Below are 19,399 nucleotides of genomic sequence, written 5' to 3'. Positions count from 1 at the left end.
TCCTATTCTGCGGGCTGGGAGGTCAAGTTCGCGTGGTGGGAATCTGGCGAGTCGCCCTCCGACATCAACGGCTTCACACGGCGCAAGCGCAGCGCGTTGGTGAGGACAGAGACCGAAGATAGCGCCATCGCACCGGCTGCAAAGACAGGCGACAAAAGCAAGCCAAAGGCCGGATACAGGACACCCGCAGCAACCGGAATAAGGGCCGCGTTATAGCTGAACGCCCAGATTAGGTTTTGGCGTATGTTGCGCATCGTCGCTTGGGAAACCTCGATGGCATTGACCACACCGCGCAAATCGCCGGACATCAAGACCACATCAGCGCTTTCGATTGCCACATCGGTGCCGGTGCCGATTGCAATGCCCACATCCGCGTGGGCAAGTGCGGGGGCGTCGTTGATACCGTCGCCCACGAAGGCGATGCGCGTCCCAACCGCGCGCATGCTATCCAAAGCAGCGACCTTGCCGTCCGGCAAAACGCCCGCCACAACATGATCGATCCCGGTCTCGCGGGCGATTGCTTGCGCTGTTTCCTCCTTGTCTCCGGTAATCATCACGACCTTTATGCCTCGCGCACGCAATGCTGATATAGCCGCTGCACTGGATATTTTGACGGGGTCGGCCACAGCGATTACCGCTGCTAGCTGTCCGTCGATGGCGGCGTAAAGCGCTGTCCTGCCGCGTTCAGCCAATCGGCTTTCTTCCCTTACGAGTGGGCCAAGGTCGATCCCTTCACGGGTCATCAGGCGGTCCGCGCCAACCAGTACCCTTCGGCCTTCAACTGTAGCTTCGACCCCGTATCCCGTAATGGAGGTGAACGCACTTGGCTTGGCCAACTCAATCCCCTCGCCCCGCGCGCTGTGCGCGATGGCCTCGGCAATTGGATGCTCTGATTGCGCTTCGACAGATGCAATAAGGCGCAAGGCCTCCACCCGATCAAAGCCCTCCACCAAGACAAAATCGGTCAGTGTCGGCCTTCCCTGCGTCACGGTCCCGGTTTTGTCGAGCGCGATTACGTCCACATCGCTTAGGCCTTGAAGCGCGTCACCTTTGCGAAACAGCACTCCCATTTCTGCCGCCCTGCCCGTCCCAACCATAATCGAGGTCGGCGTAGCCAGCCCCATGGCACAGGGGCACGCGATGATAAGCACGGAAACGCCAGCAACCAGCGCAAAGGTCAGCGCGGGGTCAGGGCCAACTGCAAGCCAGACTGCCACCGTCAGTGCGGCAAGGCCCAGCACCGCTGGCACGAACCACATAGTGACGCGATCGACGAGCCCCTGAATGGGTAGTTTGGCTCCCTGTGCCTCCTCAACCATGCGAATGATCTGAGCCAATGTTGTATCGGCGCCAACGCGGGTCGCGCCGAAGGTCAGGCTGCCGGTGCCGTTCACAGTGCCTCCTGTGACAACATCACCCGCCACCTTGGACACGGCCAATGGCTCACCCGTAATCATGCTTTCATCTACATTGCTGGTGCCTTCGATCACGTCGCCATCAACCGGTATCCGTTCGCCAGGACGAACAAGGATCACATCCCCAAAGCGCAGGTCATCAATCTGCATCTCTAGCGGCGCACCATTCCGGATCACGCGTGCGGTCTTGGACCGCAATCCTAAAAGCGATTGAATCGCGGCACCAGTGCGGCCCTTCGCGCGGGCCTCTAGAAAGCGGCCCAACAAAATCAAAACGACAATGACGGCGGCAGCCTCGAAGTAAACTGCACGGACACCATCCGGCAAAAGCGCAGGTAGGAAGGTGGCAACAACCGAGTATGTCCAAGCCGCCCCCGTCCCAAGTGCAACAAGGCTGTTCATATCCGGAGCGCCTTTGACCAAGGCAGGCAAGCCCTTGGAAAAGAATTGACGTCCGGGGCCAAACAACACAATGGTGGTCAGCACGAATTGGATCAACCACGAGGTCTGCGTTCCAATCGTGCGCTCTAAGAGCATGTGAAAGGCGGGAATTGCATGCGCGCCCATCTCCATGACAAAGACAGGTGCTGTTAGAATTGCCGCGAAAATCATACGCCGCCGTAGTGTGTGCGCTTCATCGGCCTTGCGCTCTACACGAGTGATTTGCGCATCAGCTTGGGCAATCTCGGCGGGATATCCAGCCGTTTTGCTGGCTGCGCTCAATGCCGCCGGCGTCGTGACCCCGTCTAGATATTCCACTGTGGCAGTCTCAGAGGCCAAGTTGACGGATACATCGACCACGCCCGAAACCGCTGCAAGCGCCTTTTCAACCCGGCCCACGCACGATGCGCAGGTCATCGAAGCCACGTTCAGCGTGACCCGAGACGTTCGCGCCGGATATCCTAGATCCGTCAGGGCCGCCGCGGCCGCCTTGAGTGGCTCGGCTCCTTTCGCTTCAAACGATGCCGTTTCGGCGGCCAAATTCACGGATACGCCCTGCACACCCGGCACTGTCGCCAAAACCCGATCTACACGGCCAACGCAGGACGCACAGCTCATGCCTTCGACAGACAGATTGATGATATTCGAATCGGGCATTGGTAATTCCTTTGGTTTCCACCTCAACCGATATGGATTCCAGCTACTGGAAGCTCAAGAGAAAAGATTCTCTTCAAAAAATTCACGATAAAGCTTGACCTTCGGCCAACTGGAAGCCCCATCTAGAGCTTATTCTTTTGATGGAGCACCACATGAAATTTCACGTCCCTGATATGAGCTGCGGCCACTGCACGGCGGCAATCAAAAAAGCAATACTGGCCAAAGACCCCACAGCGGGCATAGAGATTGAGACTGAAACGCGTCACGTTTCAGTCTCAAGCAACCTTGGGCAGTCCGATGTGCAAGAAGCCATTCTGGATGCAGGCTATGAGGCAGCCGCCGCCTAAGCCGGTACTTACAAACCCTACAAAACTAGTTCGCAACGCGTGCCTGATTAACGAGCTCAATCATCTGATCCGCGTCGATCAGACCTGGGGCCAGTGCCTCCCCAATGACAAAAGAGGGTGTTCCGTTAAAGCCAAGCGTGCGGGCAAGATCCATCGATGTCTCAATATGTTCGACCACCTCAGGCGCATTCATGTCCCGGCGCAATTTGCCGATGTCGAGGCCAATCTGTTCAGCGGCACGGATCACAGTCTCCTCCTCGGCCCGACCGCTGAGACCCATCATAGCCCAATGAAATTCATCATATTTGCCCTGTTCGCGTGATGCCAACGCAGCTTTGGCCGCAAAAACTGATCCCTCCCCAAGAATCGGCCATTCGCGGTACACGACGCGCACATTTTCATCCGCAGCCAGAAGCGCCTCCATATGCGGTTTCACTTGGCGACAGTATGGGCAATTATAGTCGAAGAACTCCACAACCGTGACATCGCCTTCGGGATTTCCCAGCACAGGCGCATTGGTATCTTGCTCGAGAGCCGCTCTTTGAGAGGACAGAACCTGCATCGACGCAGCCGCTTGCGCGGCGCTTTCGCGTGCTTCAATGATCCCCACAGCCTCCAGAACGATCTCAGGGTTTTCCCGAATAGCTTCAAGAACCAGTTCCTTGATCCGTCCCTCGTCCAACCCGTCAGCAAATGCTGAAAACGGCAAGAGCAGCAATGCAATGCTTGCGAAAAGTATTCTCATATCATTTCCCTTATGAACCATCGTCTGCGGCTGTCCGTTCTGCCTGAACCATACGGGCCCGTTCGGGCCATGTTGACTTGATGTAAGCGATAATGCTCCAGATTTCCGGGTTGCTGAGCTGATTCCCAAATCCCGGCATGCCGCTATTAAATTCCATGCCTTGTGCCGCCAAAGTCTCTTTTCCACCAAGTTTGGTGTAAGTGAAAAGCAGGCTGTCAGGATGGTGCCAGGTGTGGCCCGTCTCATCATGCGGTGGGGCCTTTAACTTACCATCGTCCCCAGGGCTTTGCCAATCTTCCTGGCCCTCCAGATTGGCGCCATGGCATGATGCGCAGCTCTCTAAATACAGGGACTCACCTTTAGCAATATCGATAGGGAAGTCTGCTGCAATCGGCAGATCAGCATGCGAATTTGCCCAAACAATCGCAGATCCGGCCGCAAGAACCAATGCGGCCAGCCCGCCATATGCAAGTCGGTGCCTCATGCCACATCAATCCATGTGCTCATGCCAGACGCCGCGTGGGACAGCATGTGGCAATGCAACAACCACTTTCCAGGATTGTCAGCGACAAACGCAATATCGCGACTATTTCCTCTCTCGATCAGAGTTGTATCCCGCAACGGCCCGAGGCTTCCATCCGCATTGACTTCGTGAAAATGCATGCCATGCAGATGCATTGCGTGCGGAAATGCCGTGTCGTTGGCAATGGTAAGGTGGACATGCTCGCCTTGCGAAAGCTTTGTAAAGGCTGGACCGTCTCGCCCATCAGCTGCTCCGTTAAAGGCCCAATACCGACCTGCCTCGACGATCTCGGCCATAGACTTAGTCTCGCCATCCAAGGTCGCGGATCGAAGCCCTCCCATCGCGCCGCCTTCCATCTTCAAGGGCATCGCTTTGGCTTTGCTAAGATCAACCATCTGATGTGCATTCGGTGGCAGGGGCGCTGGCGCACCACGGCGCGTGGCAGCACCGCCAGAACTAACTTCAAAAGCAACCTGACTGGCGGCGTCGGATTGGCCCAGATGGACGACATGTGCGGCCTCTCCTTCGCTGGCCACGACATCAACAATCAGGTCAATGCGTTGAGCAGGCCCCAGAATGATCGTTTCCGTAACAGGTTCCGGCTTCAAAAGCGGCATTCCATCCAAGGCAACAGTCCACCCTTCCAAGCCATCTAGTCGTAAGGGAAAAACCCGGGCGTTAGACGCATTGATTATGCGCAGCCTCATCCGTTCGTTTTGCCGCGCATTCAATGCCAAATTATAGATGCCATTGGTTGTAACGAAATTTCCAATTCTGCCCCCATGGCTCCTTGCGTGGGGTGCCGCGAAATCACTCACGATTTGGGCCGTATCGGGGTCAAGTAACCAATCATCGAGGATCAGAACCTCTTCTCGGTCCACGTCAATTGTATCAGCTTCTTCAACAATCAATGCCCCGGCCAGCCCGCGGGCGACTTGTTCAAATGATCGGTTATGGGCGTGATACCAATAGGTTCCTGCGTCAGGCGCTATGAAATCATAATCGAACGTTTCACCGCGCGGCACCGCTGCTTGCGTCAAGCCAGAGACACCGTCCATTGCATTATCAATTCGGATACCGTGCCAATGAACAGAGGTAGGGTCTGGTAGGGCGTTCACCAACCGACGTTGCACGCGCTGCCCTTGTCCGAGCCGGATTTCTGGCCCGGGTGTCATCCCTTCAAAGCCCCAAATTGACGTCTTCCCATATCCGTTCGGCAACAACTGAAGGTCAGCAACCTGCGCATTAAGGTCAATTGGATCAGAGGACGCTAAAGATGCGCCAACGGGTAAAGTTGCAAACGAAGCAGCGGATGCTAAAAACTGGCGTCGGTTAAGTCTGAGCATAGATTGCCCCCTTTTAGATATCACTATCCATGACATAGGTCGCCATGGCCTCTAGGTCATCATCACTTAGGAAACCGGTTCCAAATTTGACAACTTCGGCCATAGAGCCTCCGAAAACATCGCCAGATGGAGTAATTCCAGACCGAAGCGCATAGGCCAAATCATCCACAGACCACCCTTCGGCCAAAAGATCCTCAGGCAAGATGGAGGGCGCTTTGCCTCCAACCGGAAGCAGCGCATTGCCCGTGAAACGTTTGGATGCAATCCTTGCACCGGCAAGGTTGCGCGGCGTGTGGCATGCTGCGCAATGTGCAGCCCCCCTGACAAGGAGTTTCCCTCTATTCCAGGCATCACTCTTGCCCTGAACGGGCTCTACATTTGTTGGGGCAAGGAAGGCCGCACGCCAGAGTTTTAGCCCCCAACGCTGATCGAACGGAAATGAAGTATCGTGTGGCAGTGCCGCCTCATTGACAGCTGGAACCGTCTGAAATGCCGCCCAAAGATCTGCGACGTCCTGATCCGTAAAGTTGGCGTAGAACGGGTACGTGAAGGTTGGATAGTAGGGCTCTCCGTCTGGCGAAATTCCCTGCCGAACTGCTTTCGCAAACTCATCGACTGTCCAGCCCCCTATCCCAAACTCGACATCTGTTGTCAGGTTTGGTGGATAAAACCTACCGAAGTCTGTTTTCAAAGGCGCACCCCCTGCCAATGGCGCACCACCCACTTCTGCGTTTGTGTGGCAAGCTATACATCCGCTTGCGCGCGCCAAATAAGCACCGCGTTCGACGTCTCCTAATTGCGTGATCCCTGCTACTCCGATGCCAATTGGCCATACGGCAGTCGCGGCGATAACTCCAAGGCCAGTGCATGCTCCAGCTAAAAGCAACCACATCCAAACTCGCATTGGATCAGTTTTCCTCCGCGCGGAATTTCTGATGACATGCGGAACACGTCTGCGCCACAGCCGCAAAGGCTCTGTCCGATGGCATCGCGGCAAACATTTCAGGTGTCATTGCTTGTTCAGCGCCGCCCATCATGCCGCCGCCCATGGAACCGCTCGCCGCCCCCCCCATCATTGAAGAGCTTTGCTGCCCCGCAGCGTTCGCTAGACCAATATCGGCGCCCAGTTTCATACCCTCGGCATAGCTTTTCAAATTTTCCGCCAATTCAGCAAAACCATCCCAGTCTTCCCAAACAGTTGGCAAGGCTGACGATGGCTTAGCCCCGGTGCCCTCAGGGAACAGACGCGTCATCTGTTCACCTGAATGCATAATCATCACATCTGCCGAAGCGCGCACTTGGTCCGCGTCGTAGGATGTTTTCCCGCGCATCATCGGTGTCAGCACCTTAACGGCTTTGCCCATTGCGGACATACCATCCATGCGTTCTTTGACGATACCGGTTGCCCCATTATGCGCAAAGGCTGCAACGCCTATCGACGCAATAACTGTGGAAATTATCCAAACTCTTGCTCTCATAACCCATATCCTTGTTTTGCTAATTTATCCCGTTGGCCCGCTGCAACTCGCGCACGTAAGCCACGACCATTTTTACATCCGCGTCAGTTAAGCCCTCGACCGCGGGCATGTTGCCAAACCGCCAATGGTGTGCTCGCACCCCGTTTTTTGCAGCCAATATAAATGAGCTGTCGCCGTGGTGACTTGGTTCGTAAATCTTGTGTACCAGCGGTGGAGCAACGCCATTTTGGCCTGCCGCATTCGCGCCGTGGCAGTCCGCACATTTGCCATCGAATACACGTTTTCCGATCTGAGCGTTGGAGGAGAACTCAGGAGGAATTGTGACCTGTACAATCGCCCCGCCTTCGGAAACATCGGACAAGTCTGGAGGCGTCATCGAATGCGCACCCGAGGGCACGGGCTGCAACTGTTGCCAGACGATTGCAGCTCCAGCGACAAACAGAAAAGCTGAAATAAATAGTCCTGACTTTGCCATTAAAGAAGCTTCACCTGGGTTCCGACAGGTGTCCGAGAAAACACCTCAGCAATATGCTCATTATATAAGCCGATACAACCATTTGACGATTTGCGCCCAATCTTGCGCGTATCCTGAGTGCCGTGGATGCGGTAGTATTGCCATGACAGGTAGATCGCATGCGACCCAAGCGGGTTCAAAGGATCGCCGCCTTGAATATACGCCGGCCACTCGGGATTGCGTATCCGCATGGCTGGCGTCGGGCCCCAACCGGGCGCGACACGCTTGTCGACCACTTCGGTGTAACCTCGTTTGGTCAGGTCGTCCGACAGCGGTACTGATGTTGGGTATATGCGCATTTCACCATCGGCGGTCCAATGCTGCAAAACCATGGTATTGGTGTCAGATAACAAAATACCTTTCCCGATTTTGTCAAAATGGTCCTGCCACTGGTGGGTTAGGAATGATGACACGTTCCGGCGAACGCTTGACTGCTCTTGCGCGCGTAAGAGTGAAGGCGCGAACAATGCGGCCGCGCTGGCACTTCCGATAAACCCACGGCGATCTACTTTTCTTATTTCCGTTGACATGTGACGTACCTCATTCAGGCTCCTGCGATTGCCGCAAGTTACTTGTTTGATGCACTTTTCTAAATAGAATGGGTGACTAAATTTTGTAATGATATGTATCGCTCAACGGTCGTGAAAGTGAAGGTTCGGTCGCTTCTTCAATCAAGAAGGCGCTCAATACTCTCTATGTTTTCAGAGAGATACGAACATCGATATCCTGACCATCGCTCTTAGGTTCAACTAAGCTCTCTGTCGCGACAGTTTGCGTGTGCAACTCTAGTGGTAACCGGATCCGCGCACGCAATCCACCCTCAGGCCTATTTAACAATTCAATCGACCCACCGTGCTCCAGAATAATGCTTCGCGCGATTGAAAGACCTAATCCGTGACCTCCGGTATTACGCGAGCGTGACGTTTCGAGCCTCACATAGGGGCTAAAAACTGTCTCTAATTCACTGTCCGGTATGCCTGGGCCATCGTCATCCACGAAAATATCTGCGTCGGAACCCACTGCCTGCCAAGACACACGGGCTTCTTTTCCATATCGCATGGCATTTTCGGTTAAGTTCCGAAGCGCCCGCCGCATCGCGCCCGGTTTGACCGGAACAACCAAGTCCTTGTCACTCAGCAAGGACAATTCCGGCGCCTCAAAGCCCGCCATCAAGTCATTCAAATTGGTCGGAAGAACTTCTTCGTGTTGACCTACGCCCTTCGCGAAGTCCAACGTGGCTTCAACCATCTGTTGCATCTCTTCGCTTGAAGCAATCAACGATTCACGGGTTTCGCCATCCTCGACCATTTCTGCGCGAACTCTTAGCGCCGTTAGAGGTGACCGCAGATCGTGCGCCAGTGCTGCCAACATCTGCGTGCGGTCGGATACGAACCGAGTCAGGCGATCCTGCATTGTGTTAAATGCGCGTGTTAGATCTTGAACTTCTTTAGGCCCGACGACAGGTAACGGCCCTTTCCGGGCACCTCGCCCCAGACGGTCTGAAGCTTCAGCTAAGGTATTCAGCGGGCCCGTTAATCGGGTCAATAAAAACCAAAAACTTACAACCAACAGCAAAGCCGCTGTAATTGCGAATGACACGTTCGAGGCCAGAGACCATTGAAGCGGTGGGCGTTCGAACCGGGTTCCGACGTTCAACCATTGCCCACCAGCCAAAGCGATAGAGAGCTCCATTTCGATCGCGGCTAACCTACCTTGCATCATCTCAGCATGCATTTCGGCCATTTCCGGCGAAAGGTTCGGCAGTGGAAGCAGGCCTTGCTCGGTTTCATGGACTTCAACTCGGATGTCGCGGCTGTAGCTGTCACCAAGCAAGGCGCGAACGCGGGCTTCAACTGCGATGCCTTGGTTGAAGTGCTCGTGTGTAACCTTTGGTTGGTCGGAAAGATCAAACCGGACAAGTGGCGACGTCGCGGCACTGATAATCTGAGCATGTAAATCCGAGGGGGCGCCTTCAATCAACTGCGCCACATTTGCCGCGCGCCCTGCGGCCTCGGCACCGATGGCAGCCTGAACGGCCAAACTGCGTTCGTCGACAAAAAGCCACAGACTGAGGGCCTGCGCTACAATAAGCACGCCCAGAACGAGAAGTGCGATCTGCGTGCGTAACCTCAGCGACACCGCCTTCATGGTTGAACCTCAACGTCGCAAGTCAGGCTGTAGCCTCCGTTTCGAACTGTTGCAATTACTCGGGGCCGCAAGACATCTTTCTCGATCTTTCGACGTAACCGACTGATATGATTGTCAATCGTGCGATCGAGCGGCCCAGCGGTGCGCCCGGTGCTCAAGTACAACAATTCATCGCGGCTCAGAACCTGGCGAGCTCGTTCAAGTAAAATACCAAGCAACTTCAACTCACCTGAGGTCAATAGTGTGCGGCCCCCGTCCGTGTCTTTCAAAGTGCGTCCATCAAAATCAAGTTCGAGGTGAGCAAACTTGACCGTCTTTCCTGAAAGAGTTTCGGTCTGCGGAACGTTTTGCGTACGGCGCAGAATCGCATTGATCCGAGCGAGTAATTCCCTTGGGTTGAAAGGTTTCGCCAAATAGTCATCAGCACCGCCGTCAAGTCCAGCAATTCGGTCATCATCGTCTCCTAGCGCTGTGAGCAAGAGAACAGGTGTAGTGCCGTCTTGTCGCAATCGCTTACATGCACTCAAGCCGTCCTCACCCGGCATCATCACATCCAAAACGATCAAATCAAACTGCGCTCGGGCAAGTTTCACTTCCATATCCGCTGCGTTTTCGGCGCTAGACGTGCGCATCCCGTTCCGCTCTAGATAAGTCGAAACAGAGTTACGGATCTCTGAATGGTCGTCGACGACTAGGATATGTGGAATGTCTTTCATGCCGGCTTTATACCCAATGAGTTTCGAAAACACCCAGGCTGCTTTTGTAGCCAAATGTAACAGGCGCTTGATGGGCACCATACTCGACTTTTCGGCAGTTCCAGACTAAGTATTGCTTATCGGAAGGACCAGCACATGCACAAACGACATTTCCTTATAGCCACGGCGAGCTTCCTCGTCGTCCGCCCCGCCCTTGCTGCGGGAACATCAACGTTAAAAGTCGCAAAATCACCGACCTGTGGATGTTGCACTGCGTGGGTTGAGCAGATGCGCGAGGCTGGGTTTGCCGTCGACACCCAAGACGTTGACCAAGACACGCTTTATGCCTTGAAAGACCGACTTGGTATCACACCGGATCTGGAAGGCTGCCATACGGCAACGATTGGTGATTATTTCATCGAAGGCCACGTTCCTGCCGAAGACATCCGGCGACTACTCGCGAATGCAACAGAGGCGCGCGGAATTGCTGTGCCGGGGATGCCGATGGGCTCTCCCGGAATGGACATGGGCGGTGCGCGCGAGGCTTACGATGTGGTGCTCGTCCTCAAGGATGGCTCAACGCAGGTCTTCGCGAGACACAGCTAACTTGTTCTGGTCGTCTTTCCTAAACAGATTTTTCGACACTGACCTACCATTTGTGCGCTTTTGCTGGAACGTTCTGATTTTCAGCGTGTTTAGCTTGTTTCCGTTTTTGCTGATTTATATTGGGCTTTCACCCGGTTTGGGCGCGATGCTGATCGCAAACGAGGCCGCGCTTGCTCGGTTCATGCGGCAAGTTTTGACCAACGGTATTATGATGGTTTTTGCGATCAATTACGTGGGCTTTTTCGCGTTTTCCCATTTCCAACGGCAAGGGAAAGGCAACAGCCTTCGCCACTTGCTCGCAGACGTGCTTTCCCGTTCACTGCTTTTTGTTGCTCTGCACGCGATAATCTACGTTATGTCCGCAGATCTATTCGCCTCCTTTGGCGGAAATCGCAAGGCCGCATTGCAAGTTATCGGCCCCACACTCGAGCGCGCATTTTTTTTCAAGAACCTCTCTGGTGTGTATCTCTACAGCGCCCTGCCCGGCGCCTTCGTTTGCTATCTTGCACTGTTGCAGGGGCGGAGAGCGCTGGTTGCGACCCTTGGTTTTTGTGCCGCCTTCGTATTTGTGGTGACTCTGCTATCTGTCGGGTCGACCCAGCTTTTGGGCAGACCCTAACAGTCGAGATGGCTTCTTTTGAGGTTGTCTAGTTTGCGTTAGGTTGTAAAAACCACGCCGCACTTTTCCACCCCGCTCTGTTTTACCAGCCTGCGAAGCGCCCGAAAAGTTGCCTCATGTGTCAGAGAAAGCGTCGCATCAAAGTCGATTACCTTACCGACAAGCAATCCTGCAATCAGCCCTGTAAAGACGCGCTCTTTAGCTGACCGAATGGCAAGAATTCCCCTGATTTCACGCACATGTTGCACATGTAGGGCCAGAGCTAGGCAATAAGCTTTCGCAAAATAGGTTCCCAGCACGGCACGATGGATCATAGTCGATTGCCTATCCTGCCCCACGCGCACCGCAACATTTATCGACGCGAACAGATTCAAGGTTGTCACATCAAACCGAAACAAAGCTTCCCCATGCCGCACCTTCACTAACGCAGCAGCATTAGGCAGGAATAAGTTAGATGGTTCACGTGCTGTATGATCAGGATCATATGGGGATACACAGAGGTTTGTTATCAAAAGATTCATTCTTTGAAAGGAACCACTTGTGAAGTTATTAATAGGACTTGGCCTAGCGCTCGCAACGACGACTGCCACATTGGCGCAACAGAGCCACTCTAACAAGATGACCCACCCAGCTTTAGATATCTCAGAGCCAGGCCAATCCGCGTTTGCTGCAATCGCCGAGATTACCAGTCTATTACAAAACGATCCCACGACGGACTGGTCGCGTGTTAACATTGAGCCACTGCGACAGCATCTGATTGATATGGACCTTGTCACCGTTAGAGCGTATGTTTCGACCGAACAGACGGAAGAAGGTGCCGTTTTCACTATTACGGGGGACGAGCGCACGCTTCAGGCCATAAGAGCTATGGTTCCCGCACATGTACCATTTCTCGAAAAAGAAACCGGCTGGAAAGTGCAAGTTACAGAGATCGAACACGCTGTTCTTTTGCAGGTAGACGGGACTGCGACCAAAATTCAGGCCTTGGGATTCATTGGCCTCATGACTATTGGTGCGCATCACCAAGAACACCATTTAGCAATGGCCAAAGGGAACGGTATTCATTGATTTATTCTGGCCAATAAATACAACAACGCTTCGCTTTATCGAGCCATGCGTTTCAAACTTGAAAGTTGAGGCGCATGCGCTCTAATTTGGCTAGTATTCCCGATAAAAATCAATCATATTCAATGCATTAAGGAAGGTGTCGTATATGAAGACCTCAGTCTGGTTATTTGGAGGGACGGCTTTATTGCTCGCATCTTGTGGTGGTATTCAGAGCGGTGGCAGCGAGCAGTCAAATCCGTTTATTGCTGAATTACCTGAAGGTGTGCTTGAGATCGTCGCCCCATTCCAAGACCTGAAAGCCGTACAGATCAACCCATTGGACGGTTGCTACGAATATCGCCACATCGGAAAGGTCGAGACTACATTCTTACCGCTGCGCGCAAAAAATGGCAGGCCAATTTGTACACGCTTTCCTGAGACCACTTAAACAGGCAGGCCCTTTTTTAGAGCAATTACCGGTACACTCAAATCCGTGCAAGCATACTTAGCTTTTTGCCGATATCTGATCTTCGGGTGGATACAAATACGCCGTCGATCCGGTAGATACCTGCTCATAAAGTCCATTGATATGGACCATCGCCATACGAACACACCCCGAACTGGCGCGGCCCCCGATGGATTTTGGACTTGGAGTTCCATGGATGCGCAAATAGGTATCTCTGTTTCCAACATATAAATACAAAGCACGCGAGCCGAGAGGATTCTTAGGACCTGCATTCACACCCTCTGCGTGTTGTTGGTATAGATCAGGGTCGCGCTCGATCATGGCCGCGGTCGGCGTCCAGACAGGCCACTTCGCCTTCCGACGGATCGAATAGGTTCCCGGCTCGTAGAGATTTCCTCGCGCGATCGCGACCCCGTAGCGCATCGCCGTCCCATCATCTCCGATGTGATAGAGATACCTTGCAACCGCATCGACATGAATATCGCCGGGTATCAGGCCTGCATTTGCCTCAACACGTTGTGGCAAAAACCGTCGGTGAAAACCCCAAGGATTTGACGTCGCGGGATCATAGTCGGCAGGTGTGACCTGCGCATCCCAAGTCGACCATTTAGATCGATCCGATGTTGGACCAGCCCACGCTACTCTTGAAATGGGGGGCGAAAATAGAGCGGCTGCGGAAATTACGAAATGGCGTCTGGTCAACATGGTTCTAGATTCCTCAATCACGTCTTTTCGTTAGGTGGTTGGACACTTACGTCGTACTTTTCAACACGCAGAGCCACTCACATACGCGTGTAAAGCGCAAAACGTCTGTGATGCTCACCAATGTATACAAAGTCTGAAGATCGATAGAATGCCATAGCCTAAATTTACCCAAATGTATCCTTGACCCGCCCCTGCTGGAAGCTGAGATAATTACGCTCAACTACTCTCCATGAGGTACATATGCCCAATACCGATACTCAAAAATCGAGCACCCCGTCCAAAGTTATGCACTACGGAATGATAGCCTGCTGCGCAGTTATGCTATTGCCCGTTGCCCTATTTTTCGTCGCCGGTGGTAGCATTGCTGGTCTTTGGGCCAACGTGAGTCTTTTTGTGCCCATCGCACTTTGCGTCGGCGTCCACATACTAATGTTTAAGATGATGGGTAAATCCTGCCACGGTTCCAAAAAAGAAAATATTGAAGACGTCGCAGTTGAGACCGAGCCAAGCAAAGTACCAATTATCGCGCGCGAACTCAGAGCGTAAATTGTCTTTGTCATCTTACTGACATGGGACCTCGTTAACCGTAAACTGCCCTCGGTCCCGTGCTCAAAGGTCATCCGAAAGCTCATTAGCGCAGACCACTCAGCGCATTTGCCACCACACTCCGCCTTTGGTCGGATTCCGGAACATTCAACAAGAGTGTTTCCGCGCGCTCGAAAGCGTTCACGGCGGATGAGGTATCTCCGAGTACTGAAAAGGCATTTCCCAGCCGCATCCAGCCATCCAGATCATTCGGCTCATCTTCGAGCCGCGTCGCTAATCGATCCACCATCGAGCGGATGAATGCTTGTCTGTCCTCTTCAGTCATGTCCTGCGCATTGGCGATATCTTCGCCCGTAGGACCCAGATCTGTCGGCATCGGGGCGAAACTCGCCATAGAAAGCGGTGCCTTACCAATTTCAACCCCGATCCGGTTCGCTTCCGCTAGAAAACTTTGCATCCATGGATGGAATCCGTCTGCATTGTCCAATCGTGCCACCAAAAGGTCATGCGCCTTTCTCAGTTCACCACGCTGAGACAACGCGGTCGCCTTGTAGAAAATCGCTGCTGGATTTGCAGGATCAAGATTAATCGCGCTGTCAATTGCGGCTTCAGCCCTCGGCGTAACCACTCCCTGTTCCTCATTAATCAAAGCTTCGGCCATCATAGAGAAAACTGCAGAATTCGCTTCGGGTCGCTTAGCGACCGTATTGAAAGCATTCGCGGCATCTACGAAACGCCCCATTCGAGAGTAGGTTTGGCCAAGCAGCATCCAACCCTCTGACGGCCCCCCCTGCGGATCAGAAGCCAGCTTTTCGGATAATTCGTCAGTAAGGTCCGCTATTTTTGCCGCCTCTTGCCGTTCTGCAGTGCGTTTCGCGAAGGCGATACCCGACACTTCGGGCGAGCCGTTAAAGGCATAGTAACTAAGGGCAAGTACGGGCACTAAAATAGCACTTAGTAGAAGTGCTACGCGCCCATCTTCAACAGAGCGCACCTTTGAGGACTCAGGCTTGCGGGCTTCTGATAATATCCGCTGTTTAAGTTCCTGCTCTGCCGCTTGAGCCTCCGCAGCAGAAATGACGCCACGATCAAGGTCGCGGTTCAACTCGTCCAATTGGTCCAATAGAACCGCAGGTGTTGCATTGGAAGATGCTAAAACCTCCTGTCGACGACGCAGCAGGGGCATCCCCATCAGAATTGTGGCGACCAGTGAAAGAACCGCGAATAGGCTCCAGATCATGCTTCATCTCCAGATTTGTGAAGGTCAATGAAGCGCGCAACTTCTACCTCTTCTTCATCGGTCAGGCCAGTTGCGGCCTGCTTGGGCTGTCCCGATAAAAGCACGACCCATCCAACGCCCAATGCCAATAGCGCAAGAAATGGGGGCGCAAACCAAAGCGCAAAAGTCTGCAGCTTGAAAGGTGGGCGCATCAGAACATAGTCTCCGTATCGCGCTTGAATAAAATCAACAACTTCGGTGTTGCTGTCTCCTGCCACTAAGCGCTCGCGAACAAGTATCCGAAGATCACGCGCGACCCCAGCATTCGAACTGTCGATGTCTTGATTTTGGCACACGACACAGCGTAATTCCTTGGATATCTCACGTGCTTGCTCTTCCATGGCTGAGTTTTGCAGCATTTCGTCTGGTTCAACCGCATAGGTGGCAAAAGGAATAATTAGAAAAAACAGTACAATTAGATGTTTCATCATCCTTGTTTACCTTGCAGAGCACCAGATGCGATGAGTGCGTCTCGAAAATTTCCAACGGCTTCATCACCGATAATCGGCCCAACATATCGAAATAGAACCATACCTTCGGGCCCTACGATAAATGTTTCTGGAACACCGGATAGGCCCCACTCGATGCCTGCTCGTCCTGAAAGATCAGAGCCGATCCTGTCGTAAGGGTTGCCAAGTTCAGTGAGCCAGCGAACAGCGTCCTCGGGCTTGTCTTTATAGTTGATACCGAAGAGCGTCAGACCCTCTTTCTCAACTAATCTGCTGAGCACAACGTGTTCTGCACGGCAAGGGACACACCACGACGCAAAGACATTGACAATAACCGGGGCACTGTTGCCGCTCAGGTTCTCCCGCGACAAGCCCGGGGTATCCAAGCCGCCAATTGGCTCCAGCTCAAATTCTGGCACAGGTTTCGCAATCAGAACGGATGGTATTGCATTCGGATCACGATCCGGATTCAGGCCCCATAGAAAGAATCCGCCCACAATGAGCGCAATGAGCAGCGGCAAAAAAGCTAAAGCACGTTTCATCCTTATTCTGCCGGAACTTTAGAAAGTGACAGTGCGATGCGCCGCCGAGGCACCCCAACGCGCAATCGGCGGTCAGACAATGACAAACCTCCGCCCAGAACAAGCATCGCCGATCCGATCCAAATGAAGTTTACTAAAGGCTCGTAAAGGATTCGAAGCGTCCAAGCTCCGCTCGCACCAACCTCCTTCGACGCAGGTTCAGCAATGGAAGCATAAAGGTCGCCAGCAAGCGTGGAGCGGATAGCACTCTCGGTCGTGTTGCTCCCCGCAACAGGATATGTCCGCCTCTCAGGGTAAAGTTGCGTCAAGATTTCGCCATCTCTTCGAACCGTTAGATTAGCACGATCAGCGAAATAGTTTGCGCCACGCACACGATCTGCGCCTTCGAAGGTTACGTTAAAACCAGCAATGGTGACGGCTTCTCCAGGGGTGACAAAGACGATTTCTTCAGACTTCCAAACGCTTGACCCCGTAAAGCCAAGCATAGCAACCGCAAGACCTGCATGGGCAAGACTCATCCCATGTGCCGCCCGTGGGAGGCTTTTGACGCGCCGGGTGCTTTCGGCAAAGGAAACCTCGAACAATCGCACACGCATCATCCATTCTCGCACCGTCGCCAAAAGCAACCAAACAGCAATCATGATCGCCAGATACCCCAGCACGGGCCCGCCTTGTGTTAAATACCAGACAGCCAATGTAGCCAGTACAGATAGCACCGCCACAAAGCGTAATCGTTGCAGGACCCCAGCAAGATCCGCGCGTTTCCAAGAAAGGTATGGCCCTAGCCCCATCACAAAGACCAACGGAAGCATCATTGGAATGAAAGCTGCATTGAAAAATGGCGGACCAACTGACAGTTTTTCGCCACCCGTAATGGCCTCGTAGAAAAGTGGATAGAGCGTACCAAACAGTACCACTCCTGTGGCGGTCGCCAGTATGAGATTATTGACCAAAAGCCCGGCTTCCCGGCTAACCGGTTTGAATAAACCTCCTGGCTCCATCATCGGTGCGCGCCAACTGAAAAGAGCCAGCGAACCGCCAATTGACAGCGCAAGCAGCCCAAGGATGTAGAGGCCGCGCTCAGGGTCGACGGCGAATGCATGGACAGATGTCAACAGCCCGGACCGAACAATAAAAGTCCCCAACAGCGACAGTGAGAACGTCAATATTGCCAAAAGAATGGTCCAGCTTTTGAACGCGCCCCGCTTTTCAGTGACAATTGCGGAATGCAGAAGTGCGGTCCCCATGAGCCAAGGCATGAAGCTAACATTCTCGACTGGGTCCCAGAACCACCAGCCGCCCCAGCCAAGCTCGTAGTAGGCCCACCAAGAACCAAGTGCGATACCTGCCGTCAGGCTCATCCACGCCGCCAGTGTCCAAGGTCGGACCCAACGCGCCCAAGCAGCATCAACGCGGCCTTCGAGCAGCGCCGCGACGGCAAAAGAGAAGACAATTGAGAAACCGACATACCCGAAATAAAGGAGCGGCGGATGCATCGCAAGGCCCACGTCTTGTAACAATGGGTTCAAATCTTGCCCATTGGGCGGTGGAGGATACAACCGATCGAACGGATTAGATGTGAATAGCATAAAGGTCAAGAAACCGACACTAATCCAAGCTTGAACAGAAAGTGTGCGCGCCTTGAGGGCATCGGGAATGTTCGAGCCAAAAACAGACACGGCCGCGCCAAACACAGTCAAAATGAAAACCCACAGGAGCAGCGAGCCTTCGTGGCTGCCCCATGTGCCCGCGATTTTGAATAGCATTGGCTTGAGAGAATGCGAGTTCTCGAATACATTCGTAACGGTGAAATCACTGGTAACGAAAGCCTGCATTAACGCTGCAAAGGCAATGCCAACAAATCCGACCTGCCCCAGTGCTGACCATCGTGCAGATTGCATCCAAAGTACATTCCCCCGCGTGGCACCAAGAATTGGCAGTACACTTTGCACTAACGCCATAGCCAGCGCTAAGGCTAAAGCGAAGTGACCGACTTCTGGTGTCATTGGCGTCGTCCCCGAATTTGGCAAATTGATGGCTTGGATTTCAACAGTTTTACCAACTTGAGACGCAGGCTGTTAGAGGTTGCTTTGTCTTCAATTGTATCAGTGCTCTGTGACATATGAATACAAATCCTCAACCTCCTAAACCTTTACGGCAACGTCAGGACTCCCAATATCTAAGAAGTATTTAAAAAGGAGAGAAATGATGGCTGACAAGAAAATTCTGGCCCTTGGACTGTTGATCACAGTTGGACTGGCAAATGCTTCACTCGCCGATATTGGTAATGGGCATGACAAAAAGGATGGTGCAGGTTCAGCGTCATCAACGCCAGGGATGGAAATGCAGAACAGGGGTTCGAAAAGGGGCATGATGGACGGCGACCACCACGCTATGATGCGCTCAATGATGCAAATGCATATGGCGGGAATGTCCAGCGGTGGGATGGAACATGGCGAACAAGGCATGATGGACCGTGATATCATGTCCATGATGATGACATCAGATAAGGGTCCGAACCTTGGTGATGCAATGAAAGCGAAGGTCGAAGAGTTCGACACTGACAATGACGGTGCCTTGACCCTTTCGGAGTTTGAAGCTTTGCACGTGGCAGCCCTGCGCGAACGCATGGTTGACCGCTTTCAACATCTCGACTCTGATGGTGACGGGCAGATTACGCAGAAAGAGATCGAAACTGCTGGTACGCGGATGAGCGCTATGACGATGAAATCTGGCGGCTCCGGAATGGATGATCACCATGACGACGACAAATAACACAGCTCGCAGAGCTTGCGGAAAACTAGGCGGAGAGGGCTGATGAAACTCCTATT

23 protein-coding genes are annotated in these 19,399 nt (G+C 53.3%); 7 read left to right on the top strand and 16 right to left on the bottom strand.

Going from position 1 to position 19,399, the window contains the following annotated elements; all coding sequences use genetic code 11:
• Window positions 1-2 precede the first annotated feature (2 nt).
• Complete coding sequence (locus tag BDE40_RS17485; protein WP_134016815.1) at window positions 3-2,513, bottom strand: heavy metal translocating P-type ATPase; 2,511 nt, start codon at window positions 2,511-2,513, stop codon at window positions 3-5.
• A 152-nt stretch (window positions 2,514-2,665) separates the two neighbouring features.
• Between BDE40_RS17485 and BDE40_RS17480 the strand changes: the two genes are divergently transcribed.
• Complete coding sequence (locus BDE40_RS17480) at window positions 2,666-2,860, top strand: heavy-metal-associated domain-containing protein (protein WP_134016813.1); 195 nt, start codon at window positions 2,666-2,668, stop codon at window positions 2,858-2,860.
• Between the two features lie 25 nt (window positions 2,861-2,885).
• Here the strand turns inward: BDE40_RS17480 and BDE40_RS17475 are convergent, their stop codons facing one another.
• The 9 genes from BDE40_RS17475 to BDE40_RS17435 form a co-directional block, all read right to left on the bottom strand.
• Complete coding sequence (locus tag BDE40_RS17475) at window positions 2,886-3,605, bottom strand: DsbA family protein (protein WP_134016811.1); 720 nt, start codon at window positions 3,603-3,605, stop codon at window positions 2,886-2,888.
• Window positions 3,606-3,615: 10 nt separating this feature from the next.
• On the bottom strand, window positions 3,616-4,089 hold the full coding sequence (locus BDE40_RS17470; RefSeq protein WP_134016809.1) for a c-type cytochrome: 474 nt from the start codon (window positions 4,087-4,089) through the stop codon (window positions 3,616-3,618).
• Window positions 4,086-5,474, bottom strand: coding sequence for a multicopper oxidase family protein (locus tag BDE40_RS17465; RefSeq protein ID WP_134016807.1), 1,389 nt, complete (start codon window positions 5,472-5,474; stop codon window positions 4,086-4,088). Before BDE40_RS17465 ends, BDE40_RS17470 begins: the two co-directional genes overlap by 4 nt.
• A 13-nt stretch (window positions 5,475-5,487) precedes the next feature.
• A complete protein-coding gene (locus BDE40_RS17460; protein WP_134016805.1) occupies window positions 5,488-6,378 on the bottom strand; it encodes a c-type cytochrome in 891 nt (296 codons plus the stop codon).
• Between the two features lie 4 nt (window positions 6,379-6,382).
• Window positions 6,383-6,952 (bottom strand): c-type cytochrome, encoded by a 570-nt coding sequence (locus BDE40_RS17455; protein WP_134016803.1) that lies wholly within the window; start codon window positions 6,950-6,952, stop codon window positions 6,383-6,385.
• Window positions 6,953-6,971: 19 nt separating this feature from the next.
• Window positions 6,972-7,427, bottom strand: coding sequence for a c-type cytochrome (locus BDE40_RS17450; RefSeq protein ID WP_134016801.1), 456 nt, complete (start codon window positions 7,425-7,427; stop codon window positions 6,972-6,974).
• Window positions 7,427-7,996, bottom strand: a complete 570-nt coding sequence (locus BDE40_RS17445; RefSeq protein WP_134016799.1) for a L,D-transpeptidase — start codon at window positions 7,994-7,996, stop codon at window positions 7,427-7,429. The genes BDE40_RS17450 and BDE40_RS17445 overlap by 1 nt, the downstream gene beginning before the upstream one ends.
• A 163-nt stretch (window positions 7,997-8,159) precedes the next feature.
• On the bottom strand, window positions 8,160-9,614 hold the full coding sequence (locus BDE40_RS17440) for an ATP-binding protein (protein WP_134016797.1): 1,455 nt from the start codon (window positions 9,612-9,614) through the stop codon (window positions 8,160-8,162).
• On the bottom strand, window positions 9,611-10,330 hold the full coding sequence (locus BDE40_RS17435; protein WP_134016795.1) for a response regulator: 720 nt from the start codon (window positions 10,328-10,330) through the stop codon (window positions 9,611-9,613). The genes BDE40_RS17440 and BDE40_RS17435 overlap by 4 nt, the downstream gene beginning before the upstream one ends.
• Window positions 10,331-10,465: 135 nt before the next feature.
• Between BDE40_RS17435 and BDE40_RS17430 the strand changes: the two genes are divergently transcribed.
• Window positions 10,466-10,915 (top strand): DUF411 domain-containing protein, encoded by a 450-nt coding sequence (locus tag BDE40_RS17430; RefSeq protein ID WP_134016793.1) that lies wholly within the window; start codon window positions 10,466-10,468, stop codon window positions 10,913-10,915.
• 94 nt (window positions 10,916-11,009) lie between these two features.
• Window positions 11,010-11,534 (top strand): hypothetical protein, encoded by a 525-nt coding sequence (locus BDE40_RS17425; protein ID WP_162848123.1) that lies wholly within the window; start codon window positions 11,010-11,012, stop codon window positions 11,532-11,534.
• A gap of 38 nt (window positions 11,535-11,572) precedes the next feature.
• On the opposite strand, the gene BDE40_RS17420 is transcribed toward BDE40_RS17425, so the two are convergent.
• Entirely contained in the window at window positions 11,573-11,848 is a 276-nt protein-coding gene (locus tag BDE40_RS17420; RefSeq protein WP_134016788.1) for a hypothetical protein, read from the bottom strand.
• Window positions 11,849-12,152: 304 nt separating this feature from the next.
• On the opposite strand from BDE40_RS17420, the gene BDE40_RS17415 reads away from it, so the two are divergent.
• Together BDE40_RS17415 and BDE40_RS17410 are read left to right on the top strand one after the other, a co-directional pair.
• Complete coding sequence (locus BDE40_RS17415) at window positions 12,153-12,602, top strand: hypothetical protein (RefSeq protein WP_246030506.1); 450 nt, start codon at window positions 12,153-12,155, stop codon at window positions 12,600-12,602.
• A gap of 145 nt (window positions 12,603-12,747) precedes the next feature.
• Entirely contained in the window at window positions 12,748-13,029 is a 282-nt protein-coding gene (locus BDE40_RS17410) for a hypothetical protein (protein ID WP_134016784.1), read from the top strand.
• A 57-nt stretch (window positions 13,030-13,086) separates the two neighbouring features.
• Here BDE40_RS17410 and BDE40_RS17405 read toward each other — a convergent pair whose 3' ends face one another.
• Window positions 13,087-13,752 carry a L,D-transpeptidase gene (locus BDE40_RS17405; protein ID WP_134016783.1) on the bottom strand — a complete coding sequence of 222 codons (666 nt, stop codon included), beginning with the start codon at window positions 13,750-13,752 and terminating at the stop codon, window positions 13,087-13,089.
• A gap of 240 nt (window positions 13,753-13,992) precedes the next feature.
• Here BDE40_RS17405 and BDE40_RS17400 point away from each other — a divergent pair, with 240 nt between their 5' ends.
• Complete coding sequence (locus BDE40_RS17400; protein ID WP_134016781.1) at window positions 13,993-14,298, top strand: DUF2933 domain-containing protein; 306 nt, start codon at window positions 13,993-13,995, stop codon at window positions 14,296-14,298.
• A gap of 85 nt (window positions 14,299-14,383) precedes the next feature.
• Here BDE40_RS17400 and ccmI read toward each other — a convergent pair whose 3' ends face one another.
• The 4 genes from ccmI to BDE40_RS17380 are packed head-to-tail and all read right to left on the bottom strand — an operon-like array spanning window position 14,384 to window position 18,574.
• Window positions 14,384-15,484: a c-type cytochrome biogenesis protein CcmI gene (gene ccmI / locus BDE40_RS17395; protein WP_246030513.1), complete on the bottom strand. Its 1,101-nt coding sequence runs from the start codon at window positions 15,482-15,484 to the stop codon at window positions 14,384-14,386.
• 50 nt (window positions 15,485-15,534) lie between these two features.
• Window positions 15,535-16,008 (bottom strand): cytochrome c-type biogenesis protein, encoded by a 474-nt coding sequence (locus tag BDE40_RS17390; RefSeq protein WP_425462409.1) that lies wholly within the window; start codon window positions 16,006-16,008, stop codon window positions 15,535-15,537.
• Window positions 16,005-16,568 (bottom strand): DsbE family thiol:disulfide interchange protein, encoded by a 564-nt coding sequence (locus BDE40_RS17385; protein WP_134016777.1) that lies wholly within the window; start codon window positions 16,566-16,568, stop codon window positions 16,005-16,007. Before BDE40_RS17385 ends, BDE40_RS17390 begins: the two co-directional genes overlap by 4 nt.
• Before the next feature lie 2 nt (window positions 16,569-16,570).
• Complete coding sequence (locus BDE40_RS17380; protein ID WP_134016775.1) at window positions 16,571-18,574, bottom strand: heme lyase CcmF/NrfE family subunit; 2,004 nt, start codon at window positions 18,572-18,574, stop codon at window positions 16,571-16,573.
• Between the two features lie 202 nt (window positions 18,575-18,776).
• Here BDE40_RS17380 and BDE40_RS18455 point away from each other — a divergent pair, with 202 nt between their 5' ends.
• Window positions 18,777-19,343, top strand: a complete 567-nt coding sequence (locus tag BDE40_RS18455; protein ID WP_246030505.1) for an EF-hand domain-containing protein — start codon at window positions 18,777-18,779, stop codon at window positions 19,341-19,343.
• The last annotated feature ends 56 nt before the right edge of the window (window positions 19,344-19,399 follow it).

This window comes from Litoreibacter halocynthiae (assembly GCF_004365635.1).
GTDB classification, from domain to species: Bacteria; Pseudomonadota; Alphaproteobacteria; order Rhodobacterales; family Rhodobacteraceae; genus Litoreibacter; species Litoreibacter halocynthiae.
The sequence above is the reverse complement of the archived record's forward strand: the minus strand, read 5'-3'. Positions and strand labels throughout refer to the sequence as shown.

Bases quoted from the DNA above. Each gene is read 5' to 3' on its own strand.
- BDE40_RS17485 (WP_134016815.1), bottom strand. From the start codon at position 2,513: ATGCCCGATTCGAATATCATCAATCTGTCTGTCGAAGGCATGAGCTGT.
- BDE40_RS17480 (WP_134016813.1), top strand. From the start codon at position 2,666: ATGAAATTTCACGTCCCTGATATGAGCTGCGGCCACTGCACGGCGGCA.
- BDE40_RS17475 (WP_134016811.1), bottom strand. From the start codon at position 3,605: ATGAGAATACTTTTCGCAAGCATTGCATTGCTGCTCTTGCCGTTTTCA.
- BDE40_RS17470 (WP_134016809.1), bottom strand. From the start codon at position 4,089: ATGAGGCACCGACTTGCATATGGCGGGCTGGCCGCATTGGTTCTTGCG.
- BDE40_RS17465 (WP_134016807.1), bottom strand. From the start codon at position 5,474: ATGCTCAGACTTAACCGACGCCAGTTTTTAGCATCCGCTGCTTCGTTT.
- BDE40_RS17460 (WP_134016805.1), bottom strand. From the start codon at position 6,378: ATGCGAGTTTGGATGTGGTTGCTTTTAGCTGGAGCATGCACTGGCCTT.
- BDE40_RS17455 (WP_134016803.1), bottom strand. From the start codon at position 6,952: ATGAGAGCAAGAGTTTGGATAATTTCCACAGTTATTGCGTCGATAGGC.
- BDE40_RS17450 (WP_134016801.1), bottom strand. From the start codon at position 7,427: ATGGCAAAGTCAGGACTATTTATTTCAGCTTTTCTGTTTGTCGCTGGA.
- BDE40_RS17445 (WP_134016799.1), bottom strand. From the start codon at position 7,996: ATGTCAACGGAAATAAGAAAAGTAGATCGCCGTGGGTTTATCGGAAGT.
- BDE40_RS17440 (WP_134016797.1), bottom strand. From the start codon at position 9,614: ATGAAGGCGGTGTCGCTGAGGTTACGCACGCAGATCGCACTTCTCGTT.
- BDE40_RS17435 (WP_134016795.1), bottom strand. From the start codon at position 10,330: ATGAAAGACATTCCACATATCCTAGTCGTCGACGACCATTCAGAGATC.
- BDE40_RS17430 (WP_134016793.1), top strand. From the start codon at position 10,466: ATGCACAAACGACATTTCCTTATAGCCACGGCGAGCTTCCTCGTCGTC.
- BDE40_RS17420 (WP_134016788.1), bottom strand. From the start codon at position 11,848: ATGATCCATCGTGCCGTGCTGGGAACCTATTTTGCGAAAGCTTATTGC.
- BDE40_RS17415 (WP_246030506.1), top strand. From the start codon at position 12,153: ATGACCCACCCAGCTTTAGATATCTCAGAGCCAGGCCAATCCGCGTTT.
- BDE40_RS17410 (WP_134016784.1), top strand. From the start codon at position 12,748: ATGAAGACCTCAGTCTGGTTATTTGGAGGGACGGCTTTATTGCTCGCA.
- BDE40_RS17405 (WP_134016783.1), bottom strand. From the start codon at position 13,752: ATGTTGACCAGACGCCATTTCGTAATTTCCGCAGCCGCTCTATTTTCG.
- BDE40_RS17400 (WP_134016781.1), top strand. From the start codon at position 13,993: ATGCCCAATACCGATACTCAAAAATCGAGCACCCCGTCCAAAGTTATG.
- ccmI (WP_246030513.1), bottom strand. From the start codon at position 15,484: ATGCCCCTGCTGCGTCGTCGACAGGAGGTTTTAGCATCTTCCAATGCA.
- BDE40_RS17390 (WP_425462409.1), bottom strand. From the start codon at position 16,008: ATGATGAAACATCTAATTGTACTGTTTTTTCTAATTATTCCTTTTGCC.
- BDE40_RS17385 (WP_134016777.1), bottom strand. From the start codon at position 16,568: ATGAAACGTGCTTTAGCTTTTTTGCCGCTGCTCATTGCGCTCATTGTG.
- BDE40_RS17380 (WP_134016775.1), bottom strand. From the start codon at position 18,574: ATGACACCAGAAGTCGGTCACTTCGCTTTAGCCTTAGCGCTGGCTATG.
- BDE40_RS18455 (WP_246030505.1), top strand. From the start codon at position 18,777: ATGGCTGACAAGAAAATTCTGGCCCTTGGACTGTTGATCACAGTTGGA.